Here is a 19,698-nt window from a genome sequence, read left to right as displayed (position 1 = left end):
AAATAGAAGCAACATGGAAACGAAAGGTGCCGTTATGAACAAACAAAACGCAGGTACGCTTACGCCGTTTAGCCCATCGCTGCATGCGAACGCCGATACGATTCGTAAACGCTTCGGCGGCAGCACAGACATCGTTATCCGGATGTTCCGCAGCGACGCGGCTCCAGAACGTGAGATTGCGATAATCTATGTGGATGGAATCGTAGATACGGAGACGATTAACGAAAGCGTCATGGAGCCGTTAATGTCGATGAAGCTTCCTCCGCATGCTTACGTCAAGGGCGGCAAGCTGCTGGATGCGCTGCGCAGCTGCGTCGTTTCAATCGGATCGGTGCAAATCATAAATACATTGGAACAAGCGCTGCAATATATGACGGACGGACTTTGCGTTATTATGGCGGACGGAAGCGCCGAAGCATTAACTGCGGATGTGGGCGGGGGGGAGCAGCGCAGTGTCACGATTCCGCAGACCGAGACAGTCATTCGGGGGCCGCAGCACGGCTTTGTGGAAAGCGTTCGAACTAACATTAGCTTGATCCGCCGTATTATTCGATCCTCCGACCTTCATGTGCAAATGCATAAGATCGGCCAGCAAACCCATACCAACGTGGCTGTACTGTATTTGCACGGTATAGTGGATGAAGGGATTGTAAAGGAGGTTTACCGCAGATTAGCGGCTATCGAAATCGACGGTGTGCTCGAGAGCGGCTATATCGAAGAATTTATTCAAGATGAGACCTTTACACTATTTCCTACGCTGTTGAATTCGGAGAGGCCGGATACGGTCGCAGCAGCGCTGCTTGAAGGAAGAGTAGCGGTTATGGTCGACGGTTCGCCCATGACCTTAATGGCTCCAACCACTTTTTTTACCTTTTTTCAGTCGCCAGAGGATTATTATCAAAGGTTCGATATTGCCACATTCGTCCGACTCATTCGTTACGGCGCCTATGTCGTTTCCATTGTGCTGCCAGCCCTGTACATCGCAGTAACGACCTTTCATCAGGAGATGCTTCCGACAACACTGCTTATTAGTTTATCAGCACAGCGCGAAGGCATTCCATTCCCAGGTCTAGTCGAAGCGCTTCTGATGGAGCTGACGTTCGAGGTGCTGCGGGAAGCGGGACTGCGAATGCCGCGCGCAATCGGGCCCGCTATTTCGATCGTCGGCGCTCTCGTGTTAGGGCAGTCGGCCGTACAGGCGGGCATTGTTTCTGCGGGGATGGTTATCATTGTATCCTTTACGGCGATTTCGAATTTTGTTATGCCGGAATTCAATATGGCGGCCACCTCACGTATTATCCGGTTTCTGTTCATGATTATGGCCGGTATTTTTGGTTTTTTCGGTATTTTTATCTCGGTGCTGTTTATGCTGATTCATCTGACGTCGCTGCGCTCCTTCGGAGTGCCGTATATGTCTCCGATGGCGCCCGGTCCAACCAAGCAAGGACCATGGAGAGACGTATTCATAAGGCTGCCATGGTGGGCGATTGTCCTTCGGCCGCTTGATTTAAACCTGCGAAATCCAAAGCGGAGGCCGAACGGGAAAAAGCCGCCGGCTCAGCGTCATTCCGATAAGGCTTAACGGGAGGGAGGAACGGCAATGAATAAATGGAGGCTGCTTCTGCCGCTGCTTGTATGCTTGCTGACAACAGGCTGCTGGAACCGCGTGGAGCTGAACGATATAGCGGTTATTTCCGCATCCGGCTTCGACTGGAAGGATGGGAATTGGGTGATTTCGTACCAGGTCGTTATTCCGCAGGCGATTTCCAGCCAGAGCGCTGCGGGCAACTCGGCCGCGGTCAATGTATTCTCAACGAAAGGCGAGAGCTTCCGAAGCGCGGTCAGCAAGGCGAGCCAAGAGACCTCGCGCCGTCTTTATTTCTCGCATACTCAAATCATCATCATAGGTCAAGAGGCTGCACGCAAAGGGCTGGGCCCGCTCCTCGACACCTATTTGCGCAATCATGACTCTCGCGAGACCGTAAGCGTTTATATGGCGAAGGGCACCGCGCGCCGCATGCTGGAGCAGTTGATCCCGCTGGAGAAAATTCCAGGCGCAGCCATTCAGCGCATGATTACCAATGAAGAAATGAACAGCTCTACCTTCCGTCAAATGACCATCCATCAAGTGCTGCTCGATTTGCTGGGTACGACGCACGCGACCAGCATACCTGGCCTGGTTGTGTCAGGAGCGAATGAAAATATTGACAGGGCTGAGCAGCTGACGCATACCAGCACGCCCAGCAAGGTTAGATTGTTTGATCTGGCGCTGATTGCAGGCGATAAGCTGGTAGGCTGGATTAACAATGAGGAGAGTCAAGGCGTTATGTGGCTTACCAATCATGTGAAGAGAACGACAATCGCCTTTGCATGCTCGGAGGACGGAGAGGAGAAGAGCTCCTCTGTTCGTATTATACATGCGAAGACTAAGCTGAGTCCTGAACCTTCAAGCGGCAAGTGGATTATGCATGTGAATGCGCATGCGGACGGGACGCTGATGGAATACAATTGCGAAGGCGACCTCGCTAAGCCGAAGCAGATAGAGACGGTTGAGCGGCTTATTGAAGGTGAGATAACCTCCATAATGGAGCAAGGCTGGAAGGCAGTACGCAAGCACCGGACCGATGTGATTGGCTTTGGCAGCGCGATTCATCAAAAATATCCGAAGCAATGGTCAAAAGTAAACGATAGCTGGCCGGAGTTGTTTCCGAACACGGAAGTAAAGGTTTCGGTAAAGGTGAGGCTGAATTCAGCAGGCATGAGCGGAAGCGGGTTTAAAAAGGAACAGAAAAAGAGCAGCTCATAGGCGGAAAGGAGAACGTATGCAGCAGATCGGGAAAAATCAGCTTTCTATTCTGATCGTCGTTTTTTTGATCGGCAGCACGCCATTGTTCGAGCTCGGCATTAAGGCAAAACAGGATGCTTGGATGGCGATGACGCTTGCTGCGTTTGCTGGGCTGCTGCTTACGGTAATGTACGTTCGCATACAAAAGCGTTCTCCTGAATCGGAGCTTGCCGAGCTTTACATCATGCATTTCGGACGGTGGATAGGCGGTTTTATCGGATTTCTCCACGCCGTATGGTTTGCTTACGAATCGATGCGAAATGTACGGGATGTCGGCGAGCTTACGATGATGGCGCTTCTGACCTTTACGCCAAAGTGGATTGTTATGCTGCTCATCCTGAGCGCTGCGGCTTATACCGTAAGTAAAGGAATTGAAGTATTTGTCCGCGTCGTGCAGCTGTTGTTTCCGATCGTGGCCATCAGCTATGCGTCCGTTCTTTTACTGCTTTTTATTTCGAGATTACCAAAATTATCACTATTATTGCCGATTTTAGAAAATGGCTTCGGTCCGGTCATAAAGGCGGCCTTTCCGGATTTAATGGCCTTTCCTTTCGGGCAAATGGTCATTTTTCTCGTTTTTTGGAAGCATGTAAGCGAGAAAAAAATCATCGGACGAGGCTCCTATTGGGCTTATATCGGGGTATCTGCATTTCTTATCCTGATGAATTCACTCACCATGTGCGTATTAGGCCCAGAGCTTGCCTCCATTACGGCACTGCCGCTGCTTGAGGTCGTCCAATTGATTAGGCTCGCTAACTTTTTGGAGCGGCTTGATGTTATTGTGACGCTGCTTTTGTTTATCGGTCTCTACGTGAAAATGACGGCGCTGTACATGGCATCTGTCTTCACGTTGAAGACGGTAACAGGCATAGCGTACCGCTACTGCGTGCTGCCGATCGGTCTCGCCATTTATGGGGCTTCATTCCTGGAGCCAAATAACACGTACCATATCTGGATCGGGCTCGATATTACGCTGAAGATCGCTCCCCTATTTCAGGTTGTGCTGCCATTGCTTATGCTAGTGGTAGGTATACGGAAGAAATATAAATCAGCTGGATAGGCTCGTCGTCATCATGCATTTCTCACCGAAAAGACTGTGCCGACATATTTTATGGGTACAGCTTGAAATATAGGCTTTATAAAACGAAGTGTGTTTTATCAAGCCTATGTTTTATCGCGAAACGAGCTTTTGCCGCCAAAGGACTGCGTGAGCCGTTTACGCTTGCTTGAGGGGGATACGCGCGTGAACGATGCCAGAGGATGCATAACAAGCATCATTCTTGTTACCTACAATAAACTCGAGTACACGAAGCAATGCGTGGAGAGCATTCGGAGACATACGCAGCGGGGCTGCTATGAGCTGATTATTGTAGATAACGGGTCGACGGATAAAATGGTGGATTGGGCAAAAAGTGAAAGCGACATCATATTTATTGAAACCGAAAGCAATGCAGGTTTCCCGAAAGGCTGCAATCAAGGTCTTGCAGCGGCTTCGGGCGATCTCCTGCTGCTGCTCCATAACGATACAATTGTTACGCCGGGCTGGCTTGACGGTTTAAAACGCTGCTTGTTCAGCGACGATCGAATCGGAGCAGTCAGCCCCGTTACGAACTCGGCCACCTATTGGACGTCAATTCCGGTTACGTATAAAACGGTGGAGGAAATGGAGCTGTTCGCGTCCGCGCTGCACGCGATACCCGACCGTACGAGATGGGAGGAACGCGTGAAGCTGGCGGGCTACTGCCTGCTTATGCGTCGCGAGGCTTGGGAGCGGGTCGGACCGCTTGATGAGAGCTTCGGCATCGGCAGCTTTGAGAATGATGATTACGGACTGCGGCTGCGCTTGGCGGGATATAAGCTCATGTTATGCGGGGATGTCTTTATTCATCATTTTGGCAGCATTACCTTTGGCTCAGAGCCGGAGCTGTTTCAACGAACCTTCAGGAAAAACGAGAATCTTTTTATGGAAAAATGGGGCTTTCATCCAGAAGAAGCTGCGCATATACGGATGGATTTCAATACCGTCATCCAACGGGAATCTCATGGGTACAGGCGCGAGGATTGCTCCATCCTGGAAATCGGCTGCGGCTGCGGGGCGACGCTGCTCCATTTGAAGCAGCAGTTCCCGGCTGCCAAATGGTTCGGCGTCGAAGGCAATGAGCTGGCGGCTAAAGTAGCTGAGGCATCGGGCATTACGGTATTCCGGTCAAACGACCCGGCACAATGGATGATTCCAGCTGAAGGTCTCGACGGGATTATGATCAGTGATGCCCATGCTTACGGGACGACGCAAGCAATGAATCGGCTTGTCCGTTTGCTGAAGCCGGGAGGCTGGATTATCGGCTGCTTCGCGAACCGTTTTTATTTTGAGAACATCAGGCAGTATTTAGATCCTTCGAATGGTACAGCCCAGCGCCAAGTGATTATCCAGTACACGATGCAGCAGGTCAGCCAGTTATTTGCGCAGGCCGGCTTCTCCTACGTAAAGGTCACGCTCGCCGAAAATAAACCGGAGGATCAGCTGGCATATATTCAATCGCTGGAGCAGCTAACGGATGGAGCGATAACGAAGGAGCTGACCGCCGCCTATCTCCTTGTATACGGACGCGTCGCGCTTGCAGCCAGTGAGCAGGATGAAGATGAAAATGAAGAGCCTGCCGGAGCGGATGCAGCGCTGGATGGTGGCTTAGAGCAACGAGAGGAACCGGCAGTGCTCTTAAATGAGGCCTTGCGCAAATGGCCTTCGCAGGGGGAGCCGGTAGCATTGCCCGAGCAAAATGATGTGCCGTTTACAAGTGAGCTGAGCTGATTGCCGAGCTTGTAAAGCATTATGCGATGGAGGCTTTATTTGAACAGAATGCTTTCGATGATACATGGTTTCCGCGATGCCGTGGCTGCGCGAGATGAACGAAAACAGATCTGATGATAATCATTTTCAAAAAAAAACTAGCATTATACTCGGGTTTTGCTATACAATTGATGTTGTTGACGAAAACCGAATATGTTCCGGGGAGCTGGTTAGGCCGGCTGAGAGGGAGTTATCAGTACAATTCCGACCCGTTAAACCTGATCTGGATAATGCCAGCGTAGGGACAGAAGCTCTGTTTAGAAAGCCGGCTGGTCGATTCGATCAAGCTCTGCTGGCTCAAACAGCTGCAAAGCCGATTATATGGCGTCCTCCGGATTAGGAGGGCGTTTTTTTTAATATATAAGAATTTATAAGTTTTCACTTATAAATGTGCTTATATATCTCCGCGAAACGATAGCTTTTGCCACTGAGGACGGCGACAGCTGTTTACGCTTGTTGCAGCGCGAAGGTTGCAGCTTGGCTCCGGATATTACGAGGATTCGTCGCCTTATACAATATAGAAGCAGTGAGAGGGGAACAAGACATCATGAATCCGAAAAAAGCAGGGAAAATGTCATGGAGGCTGACAGCCGCTATGCTCGTCTTCGTCATGGCGCTGGCAGGCTGCGGCGCAAATAATACCGCGCCGGCAGCAACTGAGAAACCGCAAGAGCAAGAGGGAGCAGCGGATAAGCCGCTTGAGAAGGTACAGGTCGTATTGGACTGGACGCCGAACACAAACCATACTGGACTGTATGTCGCTAGAGATAAAGGCTTTTTCAAGGAACAGGGACTGGACGTAGAAATTATTCAACCGGGCCAAAGCGGGGCAGATCAAATGGTCGCTTCGGGTAACGTGCAATTCGGCGTAAGCTACCAAGAGTCGATTACGTTGGCACGTATCTCAGGGGTTCCGTTAGTATCGATCGCGGCCGTTATCCAGCATAACACCTCAGGCTTTGCGTCGCCGCTAGCCAAAGGGATCGATTCGCCGGAGAAATTCGAAGGCAAAACCTACGGCGGCTGGGGAGCTCCCGTTGAAGAGGCGGTTATACAATCGCTTATGCAGGAAAAGGGCGCAGACGTTAGCAAGGTGAACATGATCAGCATCGGCGACAGCGACTTTTTCACGGCGGTAAAACGCGACATTGATTTTGCATGGATCTATTATGCGTGGACAGGCGTGGAGGCTGAGCTTCGCGGCGAGAAAATCAACATGCTTTATCTGACGGATTATAGCGACAAGCTGGATTATTATACGCCAGTTCTTGCTACGAGCGAGGCGATGATCAAGGACAAGCCGGAGATCGTTAAAGCATTCACGGCTGCTGCGGCAAAAGGCTACCAATACGCAATCGACAACCCGGACGATGCAGCGGAGATTTTGATCAAAGCAGAACCGGATCTGAACGCGGAGCTCGTGCGCGCAAGCCAAAAATGGCTGAGTCCAAAATACAAGGATGATGCGCCGCGCTGGGGCGAGCAGAAGCTGAGCGTTTGGGAGAATTACGCGAGCTGGATGTTCGAGCACAAGCTGCTGGAGAAAGAACTTGAGGCGGACAAAGCATTTACGAATGAGTTTTTGCCGGAATAAAGGCTAAAGCAAGAGGAGAAGGCGGCATTGACCGCTGTCTTTGACAACGATGAGAGAGAGGGAATATAAATGGCGAACGCATTAGTAAGCATTCAAATTTTACCGACAACGCCAGGCGGCGAGAGCGTCATTCCTTATGTAGACAAGGCAATCGAAATCATTAAGGCAGCGGGAGTGCCGTACCGCGTTGCACCGCTCGAAACCACGATGGAAGGCGAGCTTAGCCATTTGCTTGGCGTGGTGCAGTCGATGAGCGAGGCCATGACAGAGATGGGCTGTCCATCCGTTATTTCGCAAATTAAAATTTATTATAATCCGGCAAACGGCGCTTCAATGGGCAGGCTGCTGGAGAAATATCCAGATGGGCAATAAGAGAAGCTTCCGGGCGAGAATATGGCCGCCTGCCGTACTGCTTATCGTACTGCTCTCTGGCTGGCAGGCTGCGGCATGGTTTGAATTATTTGATCAATGGCTGATCCCATCGCCAATTTCTATCGTAGAGGAAGCGATTGAAATTTGGCCGCGGCTAATGGAACATACGGAAGCGACGGTGCAGCTTACGCTGCTCGGCTTCGCGGGAGGATCGGCGGTGGGCTTCGTGCTCGCCGCTTTGCTGCATTTAATTCCCGGCGTACGAACGGCAGTATATCCGCTGCTTGTCCTGTCGCAAAATATTCCCATTATCGCGATTGCGCCTATCTTGACGATGCTCCTTGGCTATGGATTGCTGCCGAAGGCATTGCTTGTCATCATGGTTTGCTTCTTCCCGATTACGGTGGCTATGCTGAGCGGACTCATGAATACCGATGCGCAGCTTCGCAATTATTTGCAAATGATCGGTATTCGCAAGCTGCAGCTGTTTTGGCGGCTGGAGCTTCCGCATGCGATCGTTCATTTATTTGCCGGCTTAAGAATTGCTGCCTCCTATAGCGTACTGAGCGCGATTGTAGCTGAATGGCTTGGCACAAACAAAGGTCTTGGGGCATTTATGCTCATCTCGTCCAAAGGCTTTATGCCGGACCGGGTGTTTGCGGCTGTTTTTATTATCGTCGGACTCAGCTTAACGCTGTTTGGTCTAGTGACACTGGCAGAGCGCCTTATCATTCGTTGGCGTCCTGAGAAAGAGGTGAGGTAGCGGATGGGTTACACAGAAGGAAAGCATTCGGCTACGCTGCAGGTGCAGAACATCCGGAAGAAGTATGGCAAGGGAGCGTCAAGCAAAGAGGTGCTTGCTGGTTTGTCCTTTGCTGTAGCGGATGGAGAATTCGTATCCATTGTGGGACCATCCGGCAGCGGGAAAACGACGTTGTTCCAAGTTATTGGCGGCTTGGAGCAGCCGTCGGAAGGAGAAATTTGGATCAATGGGAAGCATACGACCGGCGAGCGCGGACATATCTCCTATATGCCGCAGCAGTCGTCGCTGCTGCCATGGGAGACCGTTGCAGGCAATATCGAGCTATCGCTGAAGATATCGGGCATTGACCGCAAAACGGCGAAGCTGGGGACGGAAGAGTGGCTGGAGCGAATCGGTTTGGATGAATATGCGAATGATTACCCGCATGTGCTCTCCGGCGGTATGCAGCAGCGCGTTTCCTTTCTGCGCGCGCTGCTTGCGCCGCAGCGTTTGATGCTGCTGGATGAGCCGTTTGGCGCGTTGGACGCTTTAACCCGGATGCAAATGCAGCAGTGGCTCATGTCAATCTGGGAGCAGAACCGGAGGTCGGTGCTGCTCGTCACACATAGCATAGAGGAAGCCTTATTTCTGTCGGATCGGATCATTGTGCTATCTGCGTCTCCGGCGGAGGTGCTGGAAGAGTTTCAGGTTCCCTTCGAGCGACCGCGCCATGAGGCTTTATGGACGGATCCGCGGTTCAATGCGCTGAAGCAGCGCATTTATGAGCTCCTTAAGGTTGGCACAAGGGAAGGGAGCGGATAAGGGTGAACGATATGGATAGAAAACAGAAGACCGCGGAGTCAAATTTACAAACCGACGGATGCATTGACGCACATATTCATGTGGATCTGTATGCGGAAGAGGAGCGAGCAGCATTGCTTGAGAATGCCTTTGCTGAAGGTGTTGCAGCGGTGGTTGCGGTCTCGATGCATCTGGCATCGTCAAAAATAAATCGGGAAATCGCCGATCGTTACGCTGGACGCGTACATCCGGCATATGGCTTCCATCCCGAGCAGCCGATACCTTCCGGCGCAGAAGCAGATGAGCTGTTCGCCTGGATTCGTATGCGTCATGCCGAGGGTGAACGGTTCGCGATTGGGGAGGTAGGACTTCCCTATTATACGCGGTCGGAGGCAGAGGCAGCCCGGGAAGGTACAGCTTTTGACGAAAAGCCGTATTTGGAGCTTCTTGAGCGGTTCGCCGCGTTAGCAGCAGAGCTGGATCGACCGATTATTCTACACGCTGTGTATGAGGATGCTGAAAAGGCTTGTGATATTTTAGAGAAACACGGCGTTCGTAAAGCACATTTTCATTGGTTCAAGGGCAGTGCGGACGTTATTAGCCGAATGGCTGCAAGCGGATATATGGTGTCTGTAACGCCAGATGTTGCCTACGAGGAAGAAATCCAGCTGCTTGTAGTGCAGTATCCCATCGAGCAGCTGATGGTCGAAACGGATGGACCGTGGCCCTTCGAAGGGCCGTATGAGGGCCATCCGACAAAGCCGCAAATGGCAGCAGACGCAGCGATGCATATTGCGCGCATTAAGCAGCTGCCTGCTCCACAGGTTACGGAACTATTGCTTGCGAATACTCGCCGATTTTACGGTATTTAATAAGGTTTGCCGAGCGTCGCTTCGTTAGAGGAATTCTCTAGCGGGGCGTTTTTTTTGCTTTGCGGCTGATTCCATTCGAAGCAGGAAATTTTTGTGTGACAGCGAATCCTTTAACAAAATGATTTTGTAACCACTATTAAAAGATATCCATCATCTAACGAGATACGTGTGATGAAATAAGGGGAATGACGGAGGTCAACGACAAATGATTAATGATGTTTTTGCGGCAGCCAGCAAGGGAGATACGACGAAATTAAAGGGGCTTCTAGAAATGAATCCCTTGTTCTCCAATAGGGAGAATGACGACGGGATGACACCTTTAGGTTATGCGGCGCATTACGGTCAAGCCAATGCCGTTCAGCTGCTGCTCGAGCATGGCGCCGATGTTAATGCTTTATCGCATTCCAAAATAAGCTATATCCCATCTAATACGGCCTTGCATGCGGCTATCGCCGGAGAAAGGGAAATGGAGGTTATAAAAATGCTGCTCGCGCATGATGCGAAGACGGACATTTTTGACAGCAATGGCCATACCAGCTTGCATTCGGCAGCATTCCATGATGACCAAATTGAATTAATCGATTTGTTGATCGAGCATGGAGCAGACATCCAGGCGAAGGCCGAAGGCGGGATAACGGCATTAACCTTGGCAGAAGAAAAAGGCAATTCCAAAGTGGCCGCCCGTCTAATAGAAAAAGGAGCCATTGAATAAACGCAGTGAAAGCAAAGTTTGCAATCGAATGTTTTGATGCAGCGGCAGTCTGGGACTTTTTTAATCCGTCCTGGCTGCCGCTGCATTTATTTTCGTATCAAAATTAAGAAACGGAAATGCAGGAACCCGATTTTTCGTGCCCTAATGTCCATTGCCATTTGCTAGCCTGCTGCATACAAAGATAAGGACAGGGTGCGATCACAAGCTGCGGCAAGCGGCAGAAGGGAGTGAGACAATGGCAAATCTGACTAGGAATCAATTTTTTGCAGTTCTGGCCCCTACAGTCATAAGGATTAGGCGTGAGGGGTCGATGATGTTTCCGTCCGTCCGTTTGGCGCAAAATTTGCTTGAAACCGGCGGCGTTATTCATTCGTGGTACAATTTAGGCGGCATCAAGGTGGGCGGCGGACAAACAAACGCGTACTGGCAAGGAGAAGCAGTCGTGAAGGGGACATGGGAGGTTTTCGACGGGCGAAGCGAAAATACCCGGGCCGCATTCCGCGCCTACAAGAGCGTTTATCATTTTTACAAAGACTTGGATTTATTACTGGCAACCCCTCGCTATGAACGGGTTCGGAAGGCTTTGACGCCAGAGCGGCAAGCTGACATGCTCTTTGCATGCGGCTATGCGACAGATCCAGCTTATCCCGTTAAATTAAAAGCGATTATTAACCAGTATGGTTTAAAGAGATATGACGCCTTAGGCAGCAAACAATTTCCTCTGCCGGAGAAGCTGAAGGGTGCAGAGCAAATTGTTGTATTGCACCAAGGACTAGTAATTTCGGATGGCTATCTGATTGGCGGAGTGACCTGGGTGCCAGCAAGACTTCTGGGAGAAGCACTCGGGGCAGAGATTGATTGGACGGGAATGCAGGTAACCGTCAACCAGAGGGCGCTGGAGTCCGTTCTGTCCGAAGCAACGGGGTATGTACCCATTCGGGCATTGGCGGCAGAACTGGGGCTTACGGCGAGCTGGGACCCCTTAGCTAGAGTCATATTGTTAGGGTAGGGAACGGACCAAAAGGAGTAGGTGAAACCGACAATCGACTTACTCGAGTGCCGGTTTCATTGCTGTGCTTAAATGGAAAGGTCATTTACCTTTTCGGGATGCGGCCCAGAAGGCGAGAATGATAAGGGGAATCAGGATGTACCAGGGAATGGTAATGGTGCCTCCTACAATAAATGCCAGAGCCATCACGATGATGACGCCGAGAATAATGTACAAACAGCCTCTACCGAATGTTTCCATACTCAATCGCCTCCTAAAGCTTAGGCTTTGCCATGCAATGCCTTCTTTGTAAGCATCCACTTCCTGAAAGTATATTCGATAATAACGTTTTTATGGGTTGTATGGTTCCAAATAAAATGAAGTAATTAGCGGCACAGGGAAAATAAGCTTTACGGCGGGGATAGGTAATCCTAAAGAAAAGTAATTCAGGTAACGGAGACAAAAAAATGGCCCGCATCGCTGCGGGCCTGTGTCCTAGATCTATATATCAACAGTGGGGTTGATGTCTTTAAGTATAAATAAGGAACCTTAACTTGACCTTAAAAATCTTTGTCGGAATATTGAAATGATAAAATAAGCAGCGGTTTATGGATGCTTCTATTATGGAGCTGAGGCAAAGATAAACGGCTCCCAAGCGCCGCCAACCGTGGCACGTTTAGCGTAAAGTACACTTCTGTTGTTTAAATCGGCGCTTACATAAAGGTTGCTTGCTGCTGATTTCAAGCCAACAAGACCATTGCCCATTGCCCATTGCACAGTTCCTGCCGATAATTTTTCTCCCATGTTCCTATGAATCAGACATTTGCAACCAGCCTGCCCCCGTTGTTCAAATCGGCTTGGACGATTATGCGTTCAAATTATCGATGTTTTTGATGAGATGACTTCATTGCTGCCGTTCGGTATAGATTTGATGCGGCGGAGAAACAATAATCCGGAACGAAAAACTATACAATTAAGGGGACGAGTAAATGAAAAAGTTTTGGTCGATTTTCTGTTTAGCTGCTTGCTTGACTTTTGTGCTTGTGGTACCTGCATTCGCTGATAATTCGAAGACAGGAACGATGGAGAACTACAACAATAGAGGTATGAGCAACGCGGTTCCAGATACCGGCATGCGCTCAGATATCGAAAGAGGAGTAGAAAGAGGAGTCGATAAAGCGGCCCGTGCTTTGGACGTAGATGACCGCAACGATATGAATGCTAACAATTACAGAACAACTGCAGTGGATGACGATAATGGTATGGATTGGGGCTGGCTCGGTTTATTGGGTCTGATCGGATTAGCCGGTTTAAGAAACCGCCGTCAGGAGCGCACGTAATTGGTTATCTGAAATTACAAAAACCCTGCCAGTTCTGGCAGGGTTTTTGATTGGTCAATGAGGCTTATCAGATACATATCTTCCTTGCTCGGGTACTGCGATCTCTTTGAATTTCTGTGTTAACAGTTCCAGGTTTGCTTTCAGGAACTCGCCGAACATCGGCTCCCCGTGCCCTGTAATCGCTAAATAAGGGTTCAGTGCAGCGAGCTTCTTTACAGATTTCTCGGCCTTAACCCAATCGGTCGTGAAGTACTTTGGCGGGCCGCTTATTTCCTGCTCTTGCGTCATGACTTTATAGAGCGATTCTTGCTTCACGGTTACAAAAGCATCACCGGCAATCAAAGTGCCGTCATCTTGGCGAAACAGAGAGATATGGCCTGGTGTATGGCCCGGCGTATGAATATATTTCCAGTCCGGCAGACCAGGAACGCTTCCATCCTCAGGTAAAGGGCGTACACGGTCGTCGAGATCGATTCCGTCATGCGGAAAGTAGGGGGACATCTCTGATATGAGTCCGCCGTGTACCGTAGGATCAGCCGGCGGATAGTCGGACTTGCCAGTTAAATAAGGCAGCTCCAGCTTGTGTGCGTAAACGGGAACATTCCAATGCTCAATCAGCTCAATGACGGCGCCGACATGATCAAAGTGTCCATGGGTCAAAATAATCGATTTAGGCGCAAAATCGAAACGCTCCTCCGCTTCTTTTATAATCTTTTTCGCGGATCTGGGCATTCCGGCATCAACCAAAACCCAACCTCCGTGTTGATCCTTTGGATCACCGATGAAACACACATTTACGATTTGGATAGGGAAGCAATAGATATCAGGCCGATATGCAAGTCCCTCTCCGCTTGCAAAGGTCGTAATGGGAATAAAAGAATTCTCAAACGAGCTCTCCAACGTAAACCGCCTCCTTTGTATGACATACCTCTATAAACTGTCCTAATGTTGGGGGGTTATTCTAATCATTGTGTCGTTTCTATTCGTAAGCTTTGAGGTTAGGAATGAAAGGTAACCAAATGGTACAAATTAAAGAGTATTATTCTTAGGAGGAGATCAACAAAATGAAACCGAACGGCATGCCGAAATTTCCTGAGTCTTATTGGACTGATTCAACGAGACCGCTTGCATCTTATCCCTCGCTCGAGCAAAATATTGAAGCGGATGTAACGGTTGTCGGAGGCGGAATTTCCGGCATAACAACGGCTTTTTTGCTTGCTCAGGAAGGATTTAAAGTTGTACTTCTTGAAGCGGGCAAACTTCTGGGCGGTACAACGGCACATACGACGGCCAAAATAACAGCGCAGCATGATCTGATCTATGACGAGCTTATTCAAAGTGAAGGAGAAGAGAAAGCGTCATTGTATTACAAAGCTAACAACGAAGCTCTGCAATTTATGAAGCAAACGATAGAAAAGCACAAAATAGAATGTGGTTTTTCAATACAAGATGCTTATGTTTATACAAATTCAAATGAATACATAAAAAAGCTTGAGAAGGAGATGTCTGCGTATACGGCGCTTGGCATTCCCGGAGCCTACGCCGATAAAATCCCCTTGCAAATACCCGCTAAAGCAGCGGTCATTATGCAGCATCAAGCACAGTTTCATCCATTGCAGTATTTGTCTGCCCTTGTAGAGAAGTTCATAGATGCAGGGGGAGCTATTTACGAGAACACAACGGCGGTTGATGTAGAGAAAGGTGCCTTGCCGGAGGTCATTACAAGTAAGGGTCATCGGATAAAATGTGAGCATGTTGTTTCCTGTACCCACTTTCCGTTTTATGACGGCCTCGGCTTTTATTTCGCAAGAATGCATGCGGACCGCTCATACGTCCTTGGCATTCGTATTGCGGATGAGCTTGCGGAAGGGATGTATTTAAGCGTCGAGGATCCTAAACGTTCCTTTCGTTATGCAGAAACGGCGGAGCATGGCAAATTGCTGCTTATCGGAGGTCAAAGCCATAAGACCGGTCAGGGTATTTGTACGATCAATCATTATGAAGAGCTGCAGAGATGTGCTGAAGGGCATTTTCAAGTGCAAGAAATCGCCTATCGCTGGTCTGCTCAGGATTTGGTCACCGGCGACAAAATACCGTTTGTCGGTCGTATCACTTCTTCTTCCCCTAATGTGTACATAGCTACCGGCTATCGAAAATGGGGGATGACGAATGGTACGGCGGCTGCTCTGCTCGTTAAAGATTTAATTATGGAGAAGGAAAATGCATTCGAAAACCTCTATGCGCCATCACGCTCCGTCTCCTTTGGGACAATTAAGAACTTTATCGTAGAAAACGCGGATGTAGCGAAGCATCTTATCGCAGGCAAGCTTGAAATGGTTCATAAGCGTCCTGAGGATTTGGCGCCGGATGAAGGTAGCGTAGTTAAGCTTCATGGCAAACGTGCGGGGGCCTATAAGGATGAAGCGGGTAAACTGTTTCTCGTCGATACGACTTGTACGCATATGGGCTGCGAGGTCGAATGGAATAACGGGGACCGGACTTGGGATTGTCCATGCCATGGTTCTAGATTTGCAATTAACGGCGATGTCATTGAGGGTCCTGCGGAAGAACCGCTGAAGTTATTGCAGACGTAAATATGGTTTTAAGTGAGATCCTGCATAAAAGAAAAAAGTCACCCCAAGCTCTAGTCTGACAAGCATGGGGTGACTTTTTATGTTTTATCGGTTCTGATTTAAAAACACTGTCACTGATTACATAAGCTATTTCAGGAATGAGTTAACTGCAAGCAACACCATCTTTATCACGATCTAATTTATCGCTGTAGCCAGGATCTCCCTTATGTAAGGGTGCTGCGCCCGCTTCTTTTGCGGCTGTACAATTAGCATAATAAACCTCTTCTTTATCCGCCGGAATCTGTTGAATTTCACCGTTAACTACGAATAAAACCCGCGTGCCGTCCTTTAAATCTGCCAATTGATTTCCAATCCATGAGCCAGCCCCGCGATTATCCTTTGGCGTCACGTAAGCAATATCCGCGCCTTCACCGCCTTCTTTGCACATAGCCATCGGCCATTCATCCCGATCAAAACCTTTCTTTACCGGAATACCGTTTAATGAAGCATCCCGGTTGGATTCAGCGCCGTTTCTATCGATGGTGCAGACAGCCGAAGCTCCGGCTTTAATCGCCGCAGCGATATGCGCCATCGTCTCGGGATAGCGGTCGGTTGGTAAAAGGATGGTTTCACCATAGTCCGTTTCCGATCCGGTACTCTTTGAAGCAGTAGTGGCTAATAAATCGCCGCAGCCGGAGAGGATTAATGTCAAAATAAGAATTGCGGCTAAGTATGATTTCATGATGTATCTCCATTCCAGTATTTGAAATTATCATACTACACTCTCGAAAGCACCGAAAAGGGGAAAACAAGCGTAAACGGCTGTCGCCGTCCTCTGTGGCAAAAGCAGTCGTTTCGCGGAGATATATAAGCATATTTATATGTGAAAACATATAAATTCTTATATATCGAAAAAGGCCCACAAACGGGGCCCCTTGCGTAAACATCAAATCAATTTATATTAGTAGCCGAAAACACCGCAGCTACAAGCGATAATGACCAACAAAATGAAAAGGACCAGGATTGTACCCGTGTTTGTGAAAACACCGCCAACATGACCAGACATTGTTCATTGCACCTCCTTATATGTTGAGTAAGCTAAACGCTTATTTTTAGTAACCTTTACCATAGCCGCCAAAAATTCCGCAGCTGCATGCGATGATCACCAATAAGATGAAAAGGACCAGAATGGTTCCAGTATTCGTAAATGCACCACCAACGTATCCGGACATTGTTCATTACACCTCCTTACGTTTTGAGTACATTGTAGATTATGTTGGGATGAAGGATTCTGATTGGGTGTTTGTTACCACGACAGTTTATCCGTGTCATCGGCCTATTAGGATTGGAATCCATCGGGTTTGGATGAATGGCTTTAGGCGGAAATAATGATGAGGAGCCTTGGAGGAGAATGGGATAGAAAAGCAGAGTAGAGGAGAGTGTTCAGAAAACATTGAATTGATATCACCATATGTAAGAGCGCCTGAAAGATCAGGCTCTCCGCAAAAATTAGCAAGAATGTTTGAATTTACGACGTTTCTTCACGATCACAACAACAACAACAACAACAACGACAACAACTGATTTTTTGTGTTTGCGGCTCTTTTGAATCATTCATATCATCTCCTCTCTTAGAAGATAATCTACTATATTCGAAAATACTAGATTGGATTGGACAAGTGCAATTGAGACGGAAATTTGTGTGTTTATATGAGAAAGAGTAAGAAAACGCAGAACAAACACCCCCATTTTATGAATGAGGGTGTTTGTTTATTAAATTCAATGGTTAAGCACGATCACGATCGCGTTCACGATTGCGATTTCTCGCTCCTGCTAAACCGAACAGACCCAAAAGACCAAGCCATCCCCAATCAAAACCATCATTATCAGTTGCTGCAGTTGTTCTGTAATTGTTTGCGTTCACCGTTGTTCCGTTATGGGAACGATCTGCGGATGCAGGTATAGCTGTGTACATCATTAAACATGCGATGAAACTAATCATTAATATTACTTTCTTCATAGTATGCATGCTCCATTCGAATTTAGATTGAAATCGAGCTTATTTTTAGTCACAAAGCTTCATTTTATACTCAGGTCTTAAACTCATAGGTATGTCTGTTACATTAAACAATGCTTTTCATCGCGGCGCCCTTCGTATGTCAAAATAATCAAAGCCTTTCTGATTTTCGAATCACTTGAAAAACCATCTCGCAATGTGACCAATGACAAAACAACGCTAATTACTATGCAAGTGACTATTGGAAAGTAAAATTTTACGTTTCCCTTTTCTACTGCTATATCGCCAGGTAGACGTCCAAGGTTGATATACCTTCCTAGCCCCGCCCAAATCAACCTAATAACAACTAACGCAATACCGACTATTATAAGGAACTTTGGAACGGTATTCATTTATCCGTCTGCTTCTTGATGCTATTCATGAAAATATTACATGCATAATTTTTTGAAAATAATTTTGGAGGATCTCATGAAACAATCAAATGTTAATCTTATATTTAACTTTAATTTGGGCGACAAATGGGCGACAACCTATGAGTAGTTTGTAAATAACACTCTAAAATCCCTTGATATACATGGCTGTAAACAAAAAATCGGGCACCCCTTGCGGGGTGCCCTTTTCATGGGAGAGGAGAAACCGGACGAAGAGCTTATGGGGAAACGTAAGTCTTCTCCGCGGTTGTCTACGACATCTTGCGACGCCGATAAGGTTATTTTGTCCTTTTATATGGTAAATATACACGATTGAGATAAAAAATTTAATGTTGGACGTAAAACAGCGGTAGACTCTCAATTTTTACGCGGGTCTTCACTTTATTATGAAAGGGATTCTATGGTACGATAGGCGGGAATGAGATAGAAGGGGGCAATTGCAGTGAGAGTAATTGCGGGCGAGGCCAAGGGCCGCACGCTTAAGGCTGTGCCTGGCATGAATACGAGACCGACAACGGACAAGGTAAAAGAAGCTATTTTTAGCATGATTGGTCCTTATTTCGATGGCGGAATGGCGCTGGACCTGTTCGCAGGTACGGGTGGTTTGGGTATTGAGGCTTGGAGCAGGGGCATAGAGCGTACGGTTTTCATTGATCGTGAAAAAATAAGCACCGACATTATCCGTCACAATGTTCAAACGGCGAATATGGGAAGCGCTGCTGAAATTTATAGGAATGATGCGGAGCGCGCATTGAAAGCGCTAGCGAGGCGGGGACAGAGGTTCCGGCTTGTTTTTCTTGACCCTCCATACAAAATGATCACGATGGATAGTTTGATGGCTCAGCTTATGGAGAATGAACTGCTGGAACCTGACGCCATTATTGTAGTCGAGCATGATGCTTCGCACCGTTACCCGGAGCAGATGGAGCATTTTGACCAATTAAAGCATGCAAAATACGGCGATACGGCAGTTACAATCTATCAATTTAACAGCTTAGAAAGCCATGACGGAAATGAGGCCGATGTTCATGAATAAAAAAGAGCGCGTAGCGGTGTATCCTGGTACTTTTGATCCTGTAACCTATGGTCATTTGGATATCATTCGCAGATCTGCAAAGCAATTTGACCGGCTGATTGTAGCCGTTTTAAATAATTCAAGCAAAAATCCGCTGTTCAGCGTCGAGGAACGTAAGGCGCTTCTTACTGAGGTGACGAGTAATATTCCGAATGTGGAAATTGACAGCTTTCGGGATTTGCTCGTCCGTTTCATGAAATCGCGGCAGGCGAATGTCATCATTAGGGGGATTCGATCGGTTACCGATTTCGAATACGAGCTGCAGCTTGCTTCAACAAACCACCTGCTCGATGCTGAAATCGATACCATGTTCATGATGACGAATCCAAAATATTCCTATTTAAGCTCAAGCATTGTGAAGGAGATTGCACAATTCCACGGTGCTGTGCATGAGCTGGTACCGCCCGTCGTTGAGCAGCAATTGCGTGAGAAATATAAAACAAAGAGCATATCTTAACTCCGGAATATTCCATTTTTCAATTTAAGCT

At 48.1% G+C, this 19,698-nt stretch carries 21 protein-coding genes, 2 pseudogenes and 1 riboswitch; of the genes and pseudogenes, 15 read left to right on the top strand and 8 right to left on the bottom strand.

Annotation, left to right across the window (positions count from 1 at the left end):
- Positions 1 to 34: 34 nt before the first annotated feature.
- The 11 genes from RCO25_RS02770 to RCO25_RS02720 all read left to right on the top strand — a co-directional run bounded on the left by RCO25_RS02770 (position 35) and on the right by RCO25_RS02720 (position 11,795).
- The gene (locus RCO25_RS02770) at positions 35 to 1,582 is read left to right on the top strand and encodes a spore germination protein (RefSeq protein ID WP_308994614.1); all 1,548 of its coding nucleotides are present in this window, start codon (positions 35 to 37) and stop codon (positions 1,580 to 1,582) included.
- Between the two features lie 18 nt (positions 1,583 to 1,600).
- Positions 1,601 to 2,806: a Ger(x)C family spore germination protein gene (locus RCO25_RS02765; RefSeq protein ID WP_308994613.1), complete on the top strand. Its 1,206-nt coding sequence runs from the start codon at positions 1,601 to 1,603 to the stop codon at positions 2,804 to 2,806.
- A 16-nt stretch (positions 2,807 to 2,822) separates the two neighbouring features.
- A complete protein-coding gene (locus RCO25_RS02760; protein ID WP_308994612.1) occupies positions 2,823 to 3,905 on the top strand; it encodes a GerAB/ArcD/ProY family transporter in 1,083 nt (360 codons plus the stop codon).
- A gap of 183 nt (positions 3,906 to 4,088) precedes the next feature.
- Positions 4,089 to 5,654 carry a glycosyltransferase gene (locus RCO25_RS02755; RefSeq protein WP_308994611.1) on the top strand — a complete coding sequence of 522 codons (1,566 nt, stop codon included), beginning with the start codon at positions 4,089 to 4,091 and terminating at the stop codon, positions 5,652 to 5,654.
- Between the two features lie 188 nt (positions 5,655 to 5,842).
- Positions 5,843 to 5,955, top strand: a riboswitch (TPP riboswitch).
- Positions 5,956 to 6,240: 285 nt separating this feature from the next.
- A complete protein-coding gene (locus tag RCO25_RS02750) occupies positions 6,241 to 7,287 on the top strand; it encodes an ABC transporter substrate-binding protein (protein WP_308994610.1) in 1,047 nt (348 codons plus the stop codon).
- Between the two features lie 69 nt (positions 7,288 to 7,356).
- The gene (locus RCO25_RS02745; RefSeq protein WP_308994609.1) at positions 7,357 to 7,659 is read left to right on the top strand and encodes a thiamine-binding protein; all 303 of its coding nucleotides are present in this window, start codon (positions 7,357 to 7,359) and stop codon (positions 7,657 to 7,659) included.
- Entirely contained in the window at positions 7,649 to 8,422 is a 774-nt protein-coding gene (locus RCO25_RS02740; RefSeq protein WP_308994608.1) for an ABC transporter permease, read from the top strand. Before RCO25_RS02745 ends, RCO25_RS02740 begins: the two co-directional genes overlap by 11 nt.
- A 3-nt stretch (positions 8,423 to 8,425) precedes the next feature.
- Positions 8,426 to 9,223: an ABC transporter ATP-binding protein gene (locus RCO25_RS02735; protein ID WP_308994607.1), complete on the top strand. Its 798-nt coding sequence runs from the start codon at positions 8,426 to 8,428 to the stop codon at positions 9,221 to 9,223.
- An 11-nt stretch (positions 9,224 to 9,234) separates the two neighbouring features.
- A complete protein-coding gene (locus tag RCO25_RS02730) occupies positions 9,235 to 10,074 on the top strand; it encodes a TatD family hydrolase (protein WP_308994606.1) in 840 nt (279 codons plus the stop codon).
- A 205-nt stretch (positions 10,075 to 10,279) separates the two neighbouring features.
- Entirely contained in the window at positions 10,280 to 10,786 is a 507-nt protein-coding gene (locus RCO25_RS02725; protein WP_308994605.1) for an ankyrin repeat domain-containing protein, read from the top strand.
- Positions 10,787 to 11,096: 310 nt separating this feature from the next.
- Positions 11,097 to 11,795, top strand: a complete 699-nt coding sequence (locus RCO25_RS02720) for a glucosaminidase domain-containing protein (RefSeq protein ID WP_308994604.1) — start codon at positions 11,097 to 11,099, stop codon at positions 11,793 to 11,795.
- A gap of 81 nt (positions 11,796 to 11,876) precedes the next feature.
- Here RCO25_RS02720 and RCO25_RS02715 read toward each other — a convergent pair whose 3' ends face one another.
- Positions 11,877 to 12,035 (bottom strand): hypothetical protein, encoded by a 159-nt coding sequence (locus tag RCO25_RS02715; protein WP_181425935.1) that lies wholly within the window; start codon positions 12,033 to 12,035, stop codon positions 11,877 to 11,879.
- A 360-nt stretch (positions 12,036 to 12,395) separates the two neighbouring features.
- Positions 12,396 to 12,578, bottom strand: a complete 183-nt coding sequence (locus RCO25_RS02710; RefSeq protein ID WP_308994603.1) for a hypothetical protein — start codon at positions 12,576 to 12,578, stop codon at positions 12,396 to 12,398.
- Between the two features lie 185 nt (positions 12,579 to 12,763).
- Between RCO25_RS02710 and RCO25_RS02705 the strand changes: the two genes are divergently transcribed.
- Positions 12,764 to 13,114: a WGxxGxxG family protein gene (locus RCO25_RS02705; protein WP_308994602.1), complete on the top strand. Its 351-nt coding sequence runs from the start codon at positions 12,764 to 12,766 to the stop codon at positions 13,112 to 13,114.
- Between the two features lie 54 nt (positions 13,115 to 13,168).
- On the opposite strand, the gene RCO25_RS02700 is transcribed toward RCO25_RS02705, so the two are convergent.
- Complete coding sequence (locus RCO25_RS02700; protein WP_308994601.1) at positions 13,169 to 14,014, bottom strand: MBL fold metallo-hydrolase; 846 nt, start codon at positions 14,012 to 14,014, stop codon at positions 13,169 to 13,171.
- A gap of 164 nt (positions 14,015 to 14,178) precedes the next feature.
- On the opposite strand from RCO25_RS02700, the gene RCO25_RS02695 reads away from it, so the two are divergent.
- Positions 14,179 to 15,708: an FAD-dependent oxidoreductase gene (locus tag RCO25_RS02695; protein WP_308994600.1), complete on the top strand. Its 1,530-nt coding sequence runs from the start codon at positions 14,179 to 14,181 to the stop codon at positions 15,706 to 15,708.
- 142 nt (positions 15,709 to 15,850) lie between these two features.
- Here RCO25_RS02695 and RCO25_RS02690 read toward each other — a convergent pair whose 3' ends face one another.
- The 5 genes and pseudogenes from RCO25_RS02690 to RCO25_RS02665 form a co-directional block, all read right to left on the bottom strand.
- The gene (locus tag RCO25_RS02690) at positions 15,851 to 15,988 is read right to left on the bottom strand and encodes an excalibur calcium-binding domain-containing protein (RefSeq protein WP_308994732.1); all 138 of its coding nucleotides are present in this window, start codon (positions 15,986 to 15,988) and stop codon (positions 15,851 to 15,853) included.
- Between the two features lie 18 nt (positions 15,989 to 16,006).
- Positions 16,007 to 16,429: pseudogene (locus RCO25_RS02685) on the bottom strand (NucA/NucB deoxyribonuclease domain-containing protein); the annotation flags it as partial.
- Between the two features lie 370 nt (positions 16,430 to 16,799).
- Entirely contained in the window at positions 16,800 to 16,919 is a 120-nt protein-coding gene (locus RCO25_RS02675) for a YjcZ family sporulation protein (protein ID WP_308994598.1), read from the bottom strand.
- A 554-nt stretch (positions 16,920 to 17,473) separates the two neighbouring features.
- The gene (locus RCO25_RS02670) at positions 17,474 to 17,707 is read right to left on the bottom strand and encodes a WGxxGxxG family protein (RefSeq protein WP_308994597.1); all 234 of its coding nucleotides are present in this window, start codon (positions 17,705 to 17,707) and stop codon (positions 17,474 to 17,476) included.
- 200 nt (positions 17,708 to 17,907) lie between these two features.
- Positions 17,908 to 18,096 (bottom strand): annotated as a pseudogene (locus RCO25_RS02665) (DUF2905 domain-containing protein); the annotation flags it as partial.
- Between the two features lie 481 nt (positions 18,097 to 18,577).
- Here RCO25_RS02665 and rsmD point away from each other — a divergent pair.
- Positions 18,578 to 19,171 carry a 16S rRNA (guanine(966)-N(2))-methyltransferase RsmD gene (gene rsmD / locus RCO25_RS02660; protein WP_308994596.1) on the top strand — a complete coding sequence of 198 codons (594 nt, stop codon included), beginning with the start codon at positions 18,578 to 18,580 and terminating at the stop codon, positions 19,169 to 19,171.
- Positions 19,158 to 19,667, top strand: a complete 510-nt coding sequence (coaD, locus tag RCO25_RS02655; protein WP_308994595.1) for a pantetheine-phosphate adenylyltransferase — start codon at positions 19,158 to 19,160, stop codon at positions 19,665 to 19,667. The genes rsmD and coaD overlap by 14 nt, the downstream gene beginning before the upstream one ends.
- The last annotated feature ends 31 nt before the right edge of the window (positions 19,668 to 19,698 follow it).

The sequence above is a fragment of the Paenibacillus sp. LHD-38 genome (assembly GCF_031157315.1).
Classification (GTDB): domain Bacteria; phylum Bacillota; class Bacilli; order Paenibacillales; family Paenibacillaceae; genus Pristimantibacillus.
Note: the sequence above shows the minus strand (reverse complement) of the source record. Positions and strands in the feature narration are given on the sequence as shown.